The sequence below is a fragment of the Pseudomonas sp. NBRC 111130 genome (assembly GCF_001320485.1).
In the GTDB taxonomy this organism is placed as follows: Bacteria; Pseudomonadota; Gammaproteobacteria; order Pseudomonadales; family Pseudomonadaceae; genus Aquipseudomonas; species Aquipseudomonas vlassakiae.
Genome location: NZ_BCBG01000013.1, coordinates 48,160 through 62,223, shown reverse-complemented (window position 1 = coordinate 62,223; position 14,064 = coordinate 48,160). Strand labels below are relative to the sequence as shown.

At 62.8% G+C, this 14,064-nt stretch carries 12 protein-coding genes; 1 reads left to right on the top strand and 11 read right to left on the bottom strand.

Translation table 11 applies throughout. The features are described from left to right. Position 1: 1 nt before the first annotated feature. From APH33_RS07300 to APH33_RS07250, 11 genes are all read right to left on the bottom strand, one after another. Entirely contained in the window at positions 2-1,597 is a 1,596-nt protein-coding gene (locus APH33_RS07300; RefSeq protein WP_156351911.1) for a glycosyltransferase family 39 protein, read from the bottom strand. Continuing rightward, positions 1,594-2,967, bottom strand: a complete 1,374-nt coding sequence (locus tag APH33_RS07295; protein ID WP_054884489.1) for a UDP-glucose/GDP-mannose dehydrogenase family protein — start codon at positions 2,965-2,967, stop codon at positions 1,594-1,596. Before APH33_RS07295 ends, APH33_RS07300 begins: the two co-directional genes overlap by 4 nt. Then, positions 2,964-3,377, bottom strand: a complete 414-nt coding sequence (gene arnF / locus APH33_RS07290; protein ID WP_054884488.1) for a 4-amino-4-deoxy-L-arabinose-phosphoundecaprenol flippase subunit ArnF — start codon at positions 3,375-3,377, stop codon at positions 2,964-2,966. Before arnF ends, APH33_RS07295 begins: the two co-directional genes overlap by 4 nt. Then, positions 3,374-3,718, bottom strand: coding sequence for a 4-amino-4-deoxy-L-arabinose-phosphoundecaprenol flippase subunit ArnE (gene arnE, locus APH33_RS07285; protein WP_054884487.1), 345 nt, complete (start codon positions 3,716-3,718; stop codon positions 3,374-3,376). The genes arnF and arnE overlap by 4 nt, the downstream gene beginning before the upstream one ends. After that, complete coding sequence (gene arnT, locus APH33_RS07280) at positions 3,715-5,364, bottom strand: lipid IV(A) 4-amino-4-deoxy-L-arabinosyltransferase (protein WP_054884486.1); 1,650 nt, start codon at positions 5,362-5,364, stop codon at positions 3,715-3,717. The genes arnE and arnT overlap by 4 nt, the downstream gene beginning before the upstream one ends. Then, positions 5,361-6,245, bottom strand: coding sequence for a 4-deoxy-4-formamido-L-arabinose-phosphoundecaprenol deformylase (gene arnD, locus APH33_RS07275; protein ID WP_054884485.1), 885 nt, complete (start codon positions 6,243-6,245; stop codon positions 5,361-5,363). Before arnD ends, arnT begins: the two co-directional genes overlap by 4 nt. Further along, the gene (gene arnA / locus APH33_RS07270) at positions 6,245-8,251 is read right to left on the bottom strand and encodes a bifunctional UDP-4-amino-4-deoxy-L-arabinose formyltransferase/UDP-glucuronic acid oxidase ArnA (RefSeq protein WP_054884484.1); all 2,007 of its coding nucleotides are present in this window, start codon (positions 8,249-8,251) and stop codon (positions 6,245-6,247) included. The genes arnD and arnA overlap by 1 nt, the downstream gene beginning before the upstream one ends. After that, on the bottom strand, positions 8,248-9,270 hold the full coding sequence (gene arnC, locus APH33_RS07265; RefSeq protein WP_054884483.1) for an undecaprenyl-phosphate 4-deoxy-4-formamido-L-arabinose transferase: 1,023 nt from the start codon (positions 9,268-9,270) through the stop codon (positions 8,248-8,250). The genes arnA and arnC overlap by 4 nt, the downstream gene beginning before the upstream one ends. Next, positions 9,267-10,415 carry a UDP-4-amino-4-deoxy-L-arabinose aminotransferase gene (gene arnB / locus APH33_RS07260; RefSeq protein WP_054884482.1) on the bottom strand — a complete coding sequence of 383 codons (1,149 nt, stop codon included), beginning with the start codon at positions 10,413-10,415 and terminating at the stop codon, positions 9,267-9,269. The genes arnC and arnB overlap by 4 nt, the downstream gene beginning before the upstream one ends. A gap of 370 nt (positions 10,416-10,785) precedes the next feature. After that, entirely contained in the window at positions 10,786-12,336 is a 1,551-nt protein-coding gene (locus APH33_RS07255; protein WP_054884481.1) for a glycosyltransferase family 39 protein, read from the bottom strand. 157 nt (positions 12,337-12,493) lie between these two features. After that, the gene (locus APH33_RS07250) at positions 12,494-13,105 is read right to left on the bottom strand and encodes a class I SAM-dependent methyltransferase (RefSeq protein WP_054884480.1); all 612 of its coding nucleotides are present in this window, start codon (positions 13,103-13,105) and stop codon (positions 12,494-12,496) included. A gap of 331 nt (positions 13,106-13,436) precedes the next feature. Between APH33_RS07250 and APH33_RS07245 the strand changes: the two genes are divergently transcribed. Next, positions 13,437-13,994, top strand: coding sequence for a TetR/AcrR family transcriptional regulator (locus APH33_RS07245; RefSeq protein WP_054884479.1), 558 nt, complete (start codon positions 13,437-13,439; stop codon positions 13,992-13,994). Positions 13,995-14,064 lie beyond the last annotated feature (70 nt).

Genomic DNA, 14,064 nt, shown 5'->3' with positions numbered 1-14,064 from the left:
TTCAGCGCCCGAGATACACCAGCACATAGTCGTTGTTGTCGAAGCGCCCGCTCAGTTGCGGCTGCAGCGCCTGCATCGGTGTGCCTTGCAGGGCCTGGAAGTCGTGCCGATCCATCATCAGCCACGCCGGACCCTGCACGGCCTGCAGCTGCTCGGGAGTCTCGGTGAACTGCGGCCGCAGGTCGTAGTCAAGGTTGACCATGAACTTGATGGCCTTGGCATCCTGGCCCAGGCGGTACAGCACCAGCGGGGCAGGTTGCTGCGCGACCTTGGTGACTACGGCCTGGGTAAAGCTGCGGGTGTCATACAGGCTGCGCTCCACCGGCTCGAACACCGCGACATACACCAGCCACAACGCCATCACCGCACAGCCGGCAGTCACCTCGGCACGCCAACGTGACTGCACCAGCCGTGACAGTGCCCACAACTGCAACGCTGCCAGCACCACCATCAGCACTGTGATGGAGCCGGTTTCCTCGGGAAAACGGCGCTGAGCCATGAGCAAGGCAATCATCATCAGCCCCGGCATCAGCAGCCATAGCCCCTGAATCACACCGCGCAGCCAGGCGAACAGCCGCCCCTGTGCAACCTGGAACGGGTAGGCGGCAATGATCGCCACCATTGGCAGCATCGGCAGCAGGTAGCGGGCCTTCTTGGCCAGCGGGATGGACAGGCCGAGCATGACCAGCAGTGCAGCAGCCGCGCAATAACCGACCAGGCGCAACGCCGGCCCCTGCAGCTGCGCACGGCCCAGCCAGGCGGCAACCAGGGCCAGCAATGCCAGAGGGTAGGCCAGCGCATAGTTGCCCAGCGCGCTGGTGAAGTAATACAGCGGGCTACTGGCACCTTCGCTACCGTCCATACGCCCCAGGAACTGCATGCGTATCACGTCATCCAGAAACGCCTGGCCACCGCTGGCCTTGGCCAGCCACAGCAGCAGGCAGACACTGGCGACCAGCAGCAGGCTGGCGAGTACACCAAACAGCAGCATCCTCCGCCATTGGCCGGTCAGCAGGTAATAGCTGCACAGCATGCCGGTCGGCACTACCAGGCCGATCGGTCCGCGAATGCCAAAGCCCAACAGCAACAGGGCGAACACCAGCGGCCAGCGCCGCCCGGCAGCCCGCTGGTCGTGGGCGTAACCCAGGTAGAACACGCTGAAGGCGACGGCCGCCAGCATGAGGTCCTGTGACACCGCGCGGACTTCGCTGACGAAGGTGGCCGTCAACAACAGCAAGGCAATACTGCTCCACGCCCAGCGCAGCGAGAACGGCGCCAGTAGCCGGTACATCAGGGCCACGATCACCGCGCCAGCGATGGCACTGGGCAACCATGCGCTCAGACCGTTGACCGTCCCGAATGGCAGTGACGCCAGCCAGATGAACAAGGTCGAGAGCGACGTGTAGTCGGCATAGGGCTGCCCGTAGGTGGTCGGGAACACCGTTGGCCCATGGCGCAGCATCTCCTGGGCGAACAGCACGAAGCGCGAATCGAAACCGATCGGCGCCTGCCCGTACACCCCGGCGCAGAACAGCAGCAGTGCCAGCAGCCCCGCGACCAGGGACTGCCGGCGAACGGTGACGGACAGTGCCTTCACGCCGCTTTCGAACCCTGGCGGGGCAGTTGCGGGGAGACCGGCAACTGGCAGGAATCGCCACGGCCGATCGGGAAGTACTTGAACCCTTTACGCGACAGGCGCTCGGCATCATAAAGGTTGCGCCCGTCGAAAATCACCGGAGCTTTCAGGCGTTGCTGGATCAGGTCGAAATCCGGTGCCTTGAACTGCTGCCACTCGGTACAGATGATCAATGCATCGGCGCCGGACAGCACCGATTCCGGGGTGCCCATCAACATCAGTTTGTCTTCATCCGGATATAGGTGCTGGGTTTCCTGCATGGCTTCGGGGTCAAAGGCACGCACGCTGGCGCCGGCTGCAAACAGCGACTCAAGCAGTACGCGGCTGGGGGCATCGCGCATGTCGTCGGTGTTCGGTTTGAACGCCAGGCCCCACACGGCAAAGGTCTTGCCGGCCAGGTTGCCGTTGTAGAACGCATTGATGCGTTCGAACAGTTTGTGCTTCTGGCGTTCGTTGATCGCTTCGACCGCCTGCAGCAGGTCGCTGGAGCAATGCACCTGCTCGGCACTGTGGATCAGCGCACGCATGTCCTTGGGGAAGCATGAGCCGCCATAGCCGCAGCCTGGGTAGATGAAGTGGTAGCCGATGCGGGTATCGGCACCGATACCCTGGCGCACCGATTCGATATCGGCGCCCAGGTGCTCGGCCAGCTCGGCGATCTGGTTGATGAAGCTGATCTTGGTGGCGAGCATGCAGTTGGCGGCGTACTTGGTCAGCTCGGCGCTGCGCAGGTCCATGAACATGATGCGGTCATGGTTACGGTTGAACGGGGCGTAGAGGTCGCGCATGACATCGCGCACGTCTTCACCCTCGCACCCGATGACGATACGGTCCGGCCGGCGGCAATCGGCAACCGCCGAGCCTTCCTTGAGAAATTCCGGGTTGGAGACGATATCGACGCGCAGTTCACGGCCCGCGAGCGCGGTATTGATGTGGGCCCGCAGGGTGTCACCGGTGCCGACCGGCACCGTGGACTTTTCGACCAGGATCAGCGGCTGTTGGCGATGGCGAGCGACTGCATCGCCGACCGACAGCACATACTTGAGGTCTGCCGAACCATCCGGGCAGGAGGGGGTGCCAACGGCGATGAAGGCGACCCGGCCATGTTCGACGGCAAGCTTTTCATCGGTGGTGAACTGCAGGCGGCCGCCATCCAGGCCTTCGCGCACCAGGCTGGAAAGGCCCGGTTCGAAGATGCTGACATGGCCTTGGCACAGCAACTCGACCTTCTTCTCGTCGATATCCATGCACACCACATCATGGCCGACCTCGGCCAGTACCGCGGCTTGCACCAGGCCGACGTACCCGCTACCAAACACTGTAATTTTCATGGAGCACTCCTTAATGCGGGCGAACGGGCCGGACGCGTGTTGATCGTAATGACGCCGAGCATGACCAGTGCCACGCCCAGCGATTTGCTCAAACTGAAGGACTCGTCGAACAGCGGCAGGCTGGCCGCCAACAGGTAAACCAGGGCGTAGCTGAGGCTGAGCAGCGAGTAGGCGCGGCCCAACGGCAGGTCGCGCAGGGCCAGCAGCCAGCAGAGCATCGACAGGCCATAGGCGGCGATCGCAGCCAGCACCACGGCCACGGCAACGGCATCCACGCCCTGGCCGGTCAGTGCCGTCAGCCACTGGCCGGGTTGCGGCAAGCGGGTCATGCTCCAGCGCATGGCCAGTTGGGCAGTGCTGACCAGCAGCACGCTGCCCAGGGCAAAGCTGATACCCAGGCGCTGGTTCATGCTTGCTGCCCCAGCAGGGCGACACCGGCGATGACCAGGGCCACCCCCAGCCAGTGACGGCGATCGACCGGTTCATGGAAGCCGAAGCGGGCGATCAGGGTGATCACCACGAAGTTCAGGCTGAGCATCGGATAAGCGACGCCCACCTCCATGCGCTGCAGTATCAGCAGCCACACCAGCAAACCACTGCCAAGTGCGAGGAGGGCCAGCCACAGCCAGGGCGAACGCAACTTGTCCGTCCATGGCCCCGCTTGCCCGCGCCAGCCTTCCACGGCGAACTTCTGCGCCACCTGGCCCAGGCAAGTCAGCAGGCAGGCCGCGACCAACAGCAGCCAGCTCATGGCGATACCCGGGGGAGAATGAGGATCACCATCTTGCCCTGGTGATAACGGGTGCCATCGTCGGGCAGCAGCGCCAGTTCACGCTGCTCATCCTCGCCCTTTACCCGCATCACCACGGCGACCGTGCCACTGCGGCGGGCATCATCGACCCATTGGCGAACGTTCTTGTCATTCAGCCGACGACCTTGGCCTTCCGGGGTCGCCAGGCCGTACTTCAGTTCGCCAACGGTGTTGTAGAACGCCACGTTCGGTTGTTTAAGGCGCCAGGCCAGTGCCGATGCGGCGCCGAGGTCGTTGCTCATCAGGTGCGTGGCACCTGCCAGTTCGTCGAGGTGCTGCAGAATGAACTGGTCGGGCATCTTGTTGCCTTCCACCGATTTGGGCAATGCCGCCGGCAGCAGGGCCATCAGCAACAGGCTGCCGAGCACCGGGGCGGCCCAACGGCGCACCGGCGACAGGGCCTGGGCCAGGCTGGCGAGTGTCCACCCGGTCAGTGCCACGCACATCAGCAGCAGGCCGGTCGGTTCATGGTCGTACACGGGCTTCTTCAACTGCAGCCAGGCCAGTGCGATCAGGGCAAGCGCGCCCATCACCACGTTGAGCCAGCCGTTGATGCGCAACGCGCGACCTTGATGCAGGCGCAGGCGGTCTTCGACTGCATGGCCGATCAGCAGGGCCAATGGCAGCAGGCACGGGAAGATGTAGGTTGGCAGCTTGCCCTTGCTCAGGCTGAAGAACAGCAATGGCATCAGCAGCCACAGCAGCAGGAACACGACCTTGGCCTGGGCACTGCGCTGCCAGGCCTGTTTCAGCGCCAGTGGCAGGAGGGCGATCCAGGGCAGGCTGTAAGCCACCAGCAGCGGCAGGTAGTACCAAAAGGGCGCGCTGTGCTGGGCATCGTCACCGGCAAACCGGCGAATGTGCTCATGCCAGAAGAAGAACCGCCAGTAGTCGGGTTCCTGCACATGCACTGCCAGCACCCAGGGCAGGCTGACGACGATCGCCACCACCACGGCCACCGGCCCGTACACCAGCAGTTCACGCCAGCGCTTCTGCCAGAGCATCCACGGCAGCGCGATCAGTACCGGCAGCAGCCAGGCGAGAAAGCCCTTGGTCATGAAGCCCATGGCGCAGGCCAGCCCCAGTACCGCCCAGGCTGCCAGGCGCTGGCCCTTGCCGTGGCTGTCGATGGCGAACCACAGGGCCACCAGGCTGAGGTTGACCCACAGGGTGAACTGCGGGTCGAGGTTGGCATAGACGGCCTGGCCCACCATGACGCAGAAGCTCATGTAGACCAAGGTGCAGATCAGGCTCTTGCGCGGGTCATTCCACAGGCGGCGTGCCACCAGGTAGCAGAGGATCAGGCTCAGGCCGACGCTCAGCGCCGAGGCAAAGCGCACGCCGAACAGGTTCTGGCCGAACAGCCCCTGGCTGAGGGCGATCATCCAGTAGCCGGCGGCGGGTTTTTCGAAGTAGCGCAGCCCCATGAAGTGCGGCGAGACCCAGTTGCCGGTCAGCAGCATCTCCTGGCTGACCTGGGCATAGCGGGTTTCGTCGGGGATCCACAAGCCATGCCCGCCCAGTGGCAGCAGGAAGGCCAGCACGAACAGGCCGAGCAGCAGCGGTAGCGTCCAGCGTCTGTTCATGAACCTTGCACTCCCAGCCAGCCCTCACGGCCTTGCAGGGTGCCGCGTTGCACACGGGCAACGGGTAGGGTGTCGAGCGAGGCGGGGAGCAACTCGCCCAAGGGTTTGAACGCAATCTCGCGCTGGCGTGCATCGGCCAGCAATTGACGGAAGTCCTGGGCCATCAGAATCCCTTCTACCTCTGCATGGATGGTGTAGACGTTGAGTGCCTGCGGGCGGAATTGCCCGAGCATGAATGCGTTGAAGTGCGCGGCAGCCACCTGCGGGCCGACGACCTCGTCGAAGGTCGGCATGTCCACCGGAATCTGCGGCGTCCCTGGCGAGCCGTCAGCCAGCCGGGGGCGGAACAGGTTGCTACCCCGGCAATCGCTGTTGTAGCGGAAACCGAAGGCCTGCTTGGCCTCGACCACCCGTTCGTCGGCGCGCCAACCGGCGACTGCCGAGCAGTCGACCGGTGCACCGAGGATGTCACTGAGGGTGTCGACGCCCCGACGGATCTGCTCAGTCAGTTGCGCCATGCTCCAGCGCCCGGCATTGGCCTGCCAGCCGTGGTGATCCCAGGCATGCAGGCCGACCTCGTGGCCGGCGGCGCGGGCCTGACGCATCAGGTGCCCGAGGTCGCGGCCAATCGGTTTGCCGGGCCAGGCGGTGCCGGCCAGGAGGATGTCCCAGCCGTACAGCCCGGCGGCATTGGAGCGCAGCATCTTCCACAGGAACTGCGGGCGAATCAGGCGCCACAAGTGGCGCCCCATGTTGTCTGGCCCGACACTGAAGAAGAACGTCGCCTTGACCTGCGCCTCGTCGAGCAACTCCAACAGGCGCGGCACACCTTCGCGGGTGCCGCGGTAGGTATCGACATCGATGCGCAACCCTGCCTGCATCAGCGTGCTTCTTCTGCCGGACGGGCCTCGGTCTCGCGCATCGCTTCACGCAGGAAGAAGTCCAGGGTGTTGCCGATGGTTTCGCGCATCTCCACGGTCGGCTCCCAGTTCAGCAGGCGTTTGGCGTTGGCGATGCTCGGCTTGCGGTGGGACACGTCCTGGTAGCCGCCGCCATAGAATGCCTTGCTCTCGACGTCGCGGAAGCCGGCGAACGGCGGGAAGTGGCTGCGCAGCGGGTGGGCTTCGAACTGGCGCAGCAGTTCTTCGCCAAGCTGGCGGATGCTGGCTTCGTTGTCCGGGTTGCCGATGTTGATGATCTGGCCGTTGCAGGCATCGTTGTCGTTGTCGATGATCCGTGCCAGGGCCTCGACGCCGTCGGCGATGTCGGTGAAGCAACGCTTCTGCGCGCCGCCGTCGAACAGGCGGATCGGTGTGCCTTCCACCAGGTTCAGGATTAGCTGGGTGATGGCCCGGGAACTGCCGATACGCGCCGAGTCCAGGCGGTCCAGGCGTGGGCCCATCCAGTTGAATGGTCGGAACAGGGTGAAGTTCAGGCCTTTCTGGCCATAAGCCCAGATGACCCGGTCGAGCAGCTGCTTGGACACCGAGTAGATCCAGCGCTGCTTGTTGATCGGCCCGACCACCAGGTTGGAGCTGTCTTCGTCGAAGTTCGTGTCCTGGCACATGCCGTAGACTTCCGAGGTCGACGGGAAGATCACGCGCTTGTTGTACTTGACGCAGTAGCGCACCAGGCGCAGGTTTTCTTCGAAGTCCAGCTCGAACACGCGCAATGGGTTGCGGGTGTACTCGATCGGCGTGGCAATGGCCACCAGTGGCAGCACCACGTCGCACTTCTTGATGTGGTACTCGATCCACTCGGAGTGAATGCTGATGTCGCCTTCGACGAAGTGGAAGCGGGGGTGGCTGCGCAGGCGCTCGATGGCGTCGGAGCCGATGTCCAGGCCGTAGACTTCGTAGCGCTCATCGCTGAGCAGGCGCTCGGACAGGTGGTTGCCGATGAAACCGTTGACGCCAAGGATCAATACACGGGTGCGGCGCGCACTGCGGCGGGCGTCGGCGCCACGCAGCAGCGAGCCTTCGACCAGGCCCAGCTCGTTGGCCAGTTGCGGGCCGCTCAGGTACAGGCCGTTGTCGTTGCGCTGGCCGGCGCTGATCACCAGCGAGTCCTCGCCACAGGCGATGCGCAGCGGGTCGGTGCTGATGACCCGGCCTGGGGCCAGGCCTTCGTTGCCCTTGACGACGTCGGCGCTCCAGACGATCAGCTTGTGCTCGCCGACCTGGCAGAAGGCGCCAGGGTAGGGCTGGGTCACCGCGCGCACCAGGTTGAACAGGGTTTCGGCAGGCGCTTGCCAGTCCAGGCGGCCATCGGCTGCGGTACGGCGGCCGAACACGGTCGCCTTCGATTCATCCTGTGGGGTTTCGCTGACCTTGCCCTGGCGCAGGTTCGGCAAGGTGTCACGCAGCAGGTCGGCGGCGGCGGCGCGCAGCTTGCCGTGCAGGCTCAGCGCGGTGTCGCTGCGTTCGATGGCCACACGCAGCTGGGCGACGATGGCGCCGGCATCGGCGCGCTTGACCATGCGGTGCAGGGTCACGCCGGTTTCGGTTTCACCGTTGACCAGCACCCAGTTGGCCGGTGCGCGGCCGCGGTAGCGCGGCAGCAGCGAGCCGTGCAGGTTGAACGCGCCGTTGCGGCCGGTGGCAAGCAGCGGTTCGCTCAGCAGGTTGCGGTAGTAGAACGAGAACAGGTAGTCGGGGTCGAGCTGGCTGATGCGCTCGACCCACAGCGGGTGGTTGACGTCCTCCGGCGCATGCACCGGGATGCCTTTGCGGGCGCACAGCTGTGCGACCGAGGCGTAGAAGGTGTTTTCCTTGGGATCGTCGGCATGAGTGAACACCGCTGCGATGTCATAACCGCTGTCGAGCAGGGCTTCAATGCCGGCGCAGCCGATATCGTGGTACGCGAAGACAACCGTTTTTGCACTCATGAGTGAACCTGACCAGAAGTAGAGGAATTGAAACCATCAACGGTGACGCTTGCTGCAGGTGCAGGCGGGGGGCCGCTGCGCAGCACTCTTTCGATGAAGAACCGCGGGCGGGCGCGCACATCGCTGTACATGCGCCCCAGGTACTCGCCGAGCAGGCCCATGCCGATGAACTGGCCACCGGTGAACACGAACAAGACGGCGAACAGCACGAACAGGCCGTTGCCGGCCCAGCCCGGGCCAAACGCCAGGCGCAGCACGACCAGCCCGAAGGCGAACAGCACGCCGAGTACGGCCATGCTGAAACCGACGATGCTCAGCAGGCGCAATGGCGTGGTGGTCATGCAGGTGATCAGGTCGAACATCAGGCTGATCAGGCGCATCGGGCTGTATTTCGAATCGCCGTGCTCTCGCTCGGCGTGGGTCACCAGGATTTCGGTGGTGTGGCGGGCGAAGCTGTTGGCCAGGATCGGGATGAACGTGCTGCGCTCGCGGCAGGCGAGCATCGCGTCGATCACCGTGCGCCGGTAGGCACGCAGCATGCAGCCGTAGTCGCTCATGGCGACACCGGTGGAGCGCTTGACTGCGTAGTTGATCACCTTCGACGGCCAGCGGCGCAGGGCCGAGTCCTGGCGGTTGCTGCGTACCGTGCCGACCACGTCGAAGCCACGTTCGGCTTCGGCAACCAGCCGCGGGATTTCTTCCGGCGGGTTCTGTAGGTCGGCGTCGAGGGTAATGACCACGTCGCCCTTGCACTGCTCGAAACCGGCCATGATCGCTGCGTGCTGGCCGTAGTTGCGGTTGAGGATGACCGCGACGAACGGGCTGTTCTCGGCTTGGGCGGCGGCCTCCAGGATGTGCGCGGAGTCGTCGCGGCTGCCGTCGTCGACCAGCACGATTTCATAGGGGTGGCGCAGTTGCTCGCAGGCTGCGCCAGTACGACGCAGCAGCTCGGGCAGGCTTTCCTGCTCGTTGTAGACCGGGATGACGATGGACACGCAATGGATCGGGTAAGGTCTCACGAGCGATTTCCCACAAGCTGTTCTATGGCGGTGACGACGCGGTCGAGGTCCTGGTTGGTCATGTCGGGGAACAACGGAATGGAGCACAGCCGCGCTGAGTTCCATTCGGTGTTGGGCAGCGACAGCTGCGGATCACGCTGGCGGTACCAGGTGTGCAGGTGGGTCGCGATGAAGTGGATGCCGGTGCCAATGCCGCGCTCCTGCAGGCCTTTCATGAAGGCTTCGCGGTCCAGGCCGCAGCGTTCGCTGTCGATGCGCAGGATGTACAGGTGCCAGGCGTGCTGCTGCGGGTAGTCCGGCACGGCCAGGGGCTGCACCGGCAGGCCTGCCAGGCGTTGCTGGTAGCGGGCGGCCAGTTCGGTACGGCGGGCGTTGATCGCATCCAGGCGTTGCAGTTGCACCAGGGCGATGGCGGCGTTGATGTCGGCGAGGTTGTACTTGAAGCCGGGCTCGATGACCTGGGCCTGGGGCTTGCGACCGTGGGTCATGCGGTCATAGGCATCGACACCCAGGCCATGGAATTTGAGCATGCGCACGCGGCTGGCCAGGGCTTCGTCGTCGCTGACGAACATCGCACCTTCGGCGCAGGTCATGTTCTTGATCGCATGGAACGAGAAGATCGCCGTACCTCGAGCCCCTACGTGGCGGCCCTTGTAGCGGGTGCCGGCGGCATGGGCGGCGTCTTCGATGACGGCGATGCCGTGCTTGTCGGCAAGGGCGTACAACGGGTCGAGGTCAAAGGCAGCGCCGGCGTAGTGCACCGGAATGATGGCCTTGGTCCGCGGTGTGATGGCGGCTTCGATGCGTGCCGCATCGGTCATCAGGGTGTCCCGATCAACATCGACAAACACCGGTGTGGCGCCGAGCAGCGAGATCATGTTGGCCGTGGACACCCAGGTCTGCGATGGGGTGATGACTTCATCCCCGGGGCCGATACCCAGTGCCAGCAAGGCAATATGCATACCGCCAGTGGCCGATGACAAGGCTACCGCATGGCGGCAACCGACGTACTGCGCGAACTGCTCTTCCAGGGCCTGGTTCTGCGGCCCGGTCGTGATCCAGCCCGAACGCAGGACTTTTTCAACAGCCGCTATTTCTTCTTCGCCCATACTCGGACGTGAGAAGGGGAGAAACGCCTCACTCATGAGCACCTCGGTGATACAGGAAAAGTGACAGAACCCATTGATTTCATTGGTTCAATTGCCAGCGTAGACGCAAAGAAAAGTTTTGCATCCCGTGCACAGGCTAAAAGTTGCTGCGTTGCGCTAAGTCAAAGTTTTCTGCGGGGCTCAGTCATCCATGCCGTAGTGATGGTCAAGGGCTTATCCAGCCAAAGGGTATGCTCGATTTTGTGAAAGAAGTATAAAAAAAGGGTCGCGTTATCATTACATTGCACAGGCAGACAGCTGAGGTTCAGGTTGCCGGCCAAGTGTGAAGCTAACAATAATTTTGAAACCCATAAACATCCATTTGGATGGCTGTGAAACTGTACTTTAGTTGCCTGAATAGAGGCTGTTAGTTGTCGCTTTGCAGCTTTGCAAGGGGCGTGTCTGGGCCTTGGGGAATATAAGCCACGCTTTGATCATCATGGCTATGTAACCACTGCTCGCCACGACTGGGTTGGGTGGTGACCACCTGATGATCGTTGTGCAAGTAGTCAAGGGGAGGCGTCTCACCACGGCGGTAATGCGCGACGATGATCGTGCGCTGCGGGTCCCAGTGCTTGCCGCTGGTGCGCTCCAGCCAGGCCATCAATGTCGCGGTGTTGCCTGTGCGGGGATAATTGTCGGTTTGCGCCACATAGTAGAAGGGGGCGCCACCCGTTTGCAGGTACATTGGCACCTTGTTGTCCACCTCGACCATGACCATCTGCCATTGCGCCAATGGAGCCTGACGGCTCGCCTGTTCGCGCACCGCCTCGCCGAAGCGGATCACGCCGCCGCCGCCATTGCTCCAGGGCACCAGGATGCCCAGCACCGCCAACAGCAACACGGCGGTAACCGCGAAGCCGGCCTGCAGACGCTGCCCGGCGGACTCGCGCTGGGCCATGCGACGGGTGATCCACCAGGCACCGAGCAGGTGCGCGAACGGCACCAGCGGCAGCACATAGTAGCTGCGCCTGCTGCCGCTGGCGGTGAAGAACAGCATCAGCAGGCCAAGCCCCTGAAGCAGCCAACGGGTATCCGGCTCGATCTGCCGCCAGTGGCGCAGGGCAACCCACACGGCGATGATCCAGCAGGGTGCCCAGGGTAGGGTATAGACCGGCAGGTATACCAGGTAGGTGTAGATCGGCCCGAGGTTGTCGAATGGCTGGAAGAACCGCACCACGTTCTCCCGCAGTACCAGCCCCAGGCCGCTTTCGCCGTAGTTGGGCGCGCCGTACAGGTGCGAGAGTAGAAACGGCAGCATGTACAGCGCTGCGGCCAGCAACAGCGCAGCCAGCAGGCGCAGGTTCAGGTGGCGGCGCCAGCGGCCTTCGCGCAGCAAGTGCGGCAGCAGCACCAGGCCAGGCAGGATGAAGCCGATCAAGCCCTTGAACAGCGACGTCAGCGCCAGTAGGCCGAAGAACCCGACGTAGCGCCAGAAGCGGGTATCATCCGGCCCGCGGCAATACCACCAGACCGCTGCCAGTACGCCGCATACGGTAAGGATGTCGGCAGTGGCGACCCGTGCCCAGAACACGAAGTAGAAGGTCGTGGCCAGCATCCAGCCGGCGACCAAGCCGGTGCCCTTGCGGAACAGGCGCTCGCCCAGCAGGTAGGTCAGCCAGACACTCAACCATGCCGCGACCACCGAGGACAGGCGCAGCGACCAAGGCCCCAGGCCACCGGAAAGCCAGGCGCTGGCCGTGATAAGCCAGTAGGACAGCAGGGGTTTGTCGTAATAGGCGCCGCCTTTGAGGTAGGGGTCAAAATAATCTCCGCTTTGTAACATCTGCAGGGAAATGTTGGCCCAGCGAGTTTCTGCTCCCCATAACTCGCGACTGCCCAGGCCCAGCGTCAATAACAAGGCGGTGACGGCCAGCAGTAACAGCAAGGCACGTTGGTCGGTTGTTTTCAGATTCATCACTGGCTCTGCGGGTGGGCAAATTGTCGGCGAATCCTAGGTGGAGAAAAGTGCGGGGGGAGTGAAGGATTGGTGAAAAAGTTGCTGTTTGCGCTGCACAATCATATAACTACACTAAATGGTTATTTAGTGTAGTTATAAAAGAAGTGCATAACGGTCAACGGAAGCGGCGGGCAATCCATACCGTCTGGCCGCCACACTCAGGGTCTTCGACGATATGGTCCAGTACGGCGAAGCCGTGTTCACGCAGTTGTGCGGTGTATTCCTCGGGATCCAGGCTCGCGTGATACAAGGTTTCGCCCTGGAAATGACCCAAAGCTTCACCCAACGAGCTACCACTGGTGAACATCAGAACTGCACCGGGTGCCGCATGACGCTGGAACACAGGAAACATCCTGCGCTGATCATCGGGCTTGAGATGAAAAAAGCTGTTCCAGGCGAGGATGCCGGCGAACTGGAGATCGAGCGACAGCGTGCGCATGTCTGCATGAATCCATGAATGCTCAGGGAAACGGCTGCGACATAGAGCAAGCATCTGCGCTGATGAATCCACGCCAGTTACTGCCAGGCCGGCACCGATCAGATAACGCGCCACGGGCTGACCGGAGCCACAGCCCAGATCAAGTACCGTTGCAGAGGGTGTGAGCAAGGCATGGAAACGTTTGATCCATTTATGTTCGGTCAGGCGATCGCCGCGCAATTCATTCCACGCGTGGGCGTGCCGGTCATAGAGATCGATGATGTTGTCGGCAGAGGGATGGTCAGGCATCTGGCGTCCTTGATGGTGGGATCGTCTTGATGGGTGCCGTTTGGACATGGCGCTGAAGATAGCGTGTCGAGCGAGGTACGAACACAGACTCAGGAAACAGCCTGGTCTTGTTTTGAAATCTGCCTGACCCACGTCCCGCTTGCTGCATACGAATGTGCGCATAATGCATATTATGTTAAATCTGATAATGAGCTTACCCGGCCTGTGCAACCAAGTCCTATTCACGGCTGCGACTTGCAAGCCTTGGTTGAATCATTATTTGCTCAAATGGATGCTCCAGGAATCGTTTTCATCCACAATGGCCTCACGATATGCAGTGTGGAATCTTCTGATGCACCTCCCTACCGATGAGCGCTTGCTCAAAGCGCTGGCCGACGCGATCGTCGTCCACCCCCGTGCCACCTTGAAAGAGCTGGCCGAGGCGGCCGGCGTGAGCAAGGCGACCCTGCACCGTTTCTGCGGCACCCGTGACAACCTGGTGAACATGCTGGAACGCTATGGCGATCAGGTCCTCTCCCAAGTCATCGACAACGCTGACTTGCACGGCAGCGACCCGGCCGCAGCCCTGCATCGCCTCATCGTCGAGCATCTCAAGCATCGTGAGATGATGATCTTCCTACTCTTCCAGTACCGCCCGGACTCGTTCGACGACAGCGAAGCGAACCGCCCATGGCGGGCCTATGCCGACGCCCTGGATGCCTTCTTCCTGCGTGGCCAGCAATCGGGCGCTTTCCGTATCGATATCAGTGCGGCGATCTTCACTGAAATGTTCCTGAGCATGGTGTACGGCATCGTCGATGCAGAACGACGCGGGCGCGCGGCCAGCGCAACATCCGTGCACACGCTGGAACTGCTATTTCTCGATGGCGCTGCGGCACCTGCTCGCTGACCTGCCTTCGCCAGCGCAAAAAAAGCCCCAGAGCATCGAACCCTGGGGCTAAGGGGCTGGACATGCCAAC

Bases quoted from the DNA above. Each gene is read 5' to 3' on its own strand.
- APH33_RS07295 (WP_054884489.1), bottom strand. From the start codon at position 2,967: ATGAAAATTACAGTGTTTGGTAGCGGGTACGTCGGCCTGGTGCAAGCC.
- arnF (WP_054884488.1), bottom strand. From the start codon at position 3,377: ATGAACCAGCGCCTGGGTATCAGCTTTGCCCTGGGCAGCGTGCTGCTG.
- arnE (WP_054884487.1), bottom strand. From the start codon at position 3,718: ATGAGCTGGCTGCTGTTGGTCGCGGCCTGCCTGCTGACTTGCCTGGGC.
- arnT (WP_054884486.1), bottom strand. From the start codon at position 5,364: ATGAACAGACGCTGGACGCTACCGCTGCTGCTCGGCCTGTTCGTGCTG.
- arnD (WP_054884485.1), bottom strand. From the start codon at position 6,245: ATGCAGGCAGGGTTGCGCATCGATGTCGATACCTACCGCGGCACCCGC.
- arnA (WP_054884484.1), bottom strand. From the start codon at position 8,251: ATGAGTGCAAAAACGGTTGTCTTCGCGTACCACGATATCGGCTGCGCC.
- arnB (WP_054884482.1), bottom strand. From the start codon at position 10,415: ATGAGTGAGGCGTTTCTCCCCTTCTCACGTCCGAGTATGGGCGAAGAA.
- APH33_RS07255 (WP_054884481.1), bottom strand. From the start codon at position 12,336: ATGAATCTGAAAACAACCGACCAACGTGCCTTGCTGTTACTGCTGGCC.
- APH33_RS07250 (WP_054884480.1), bottom strand. From the start codon at position 13,105: ATGCCTGACCATCCCTCTGCCGACAACATCATCGATCTCTATGACCGG.
- APH33_RS07245 (WP_054884479.1), top strand. From the start codon at position 13,437: ATGCACCTCCCTACCGATGAGCGCTTGCTCAAAGCGCTGGCCGACGCG.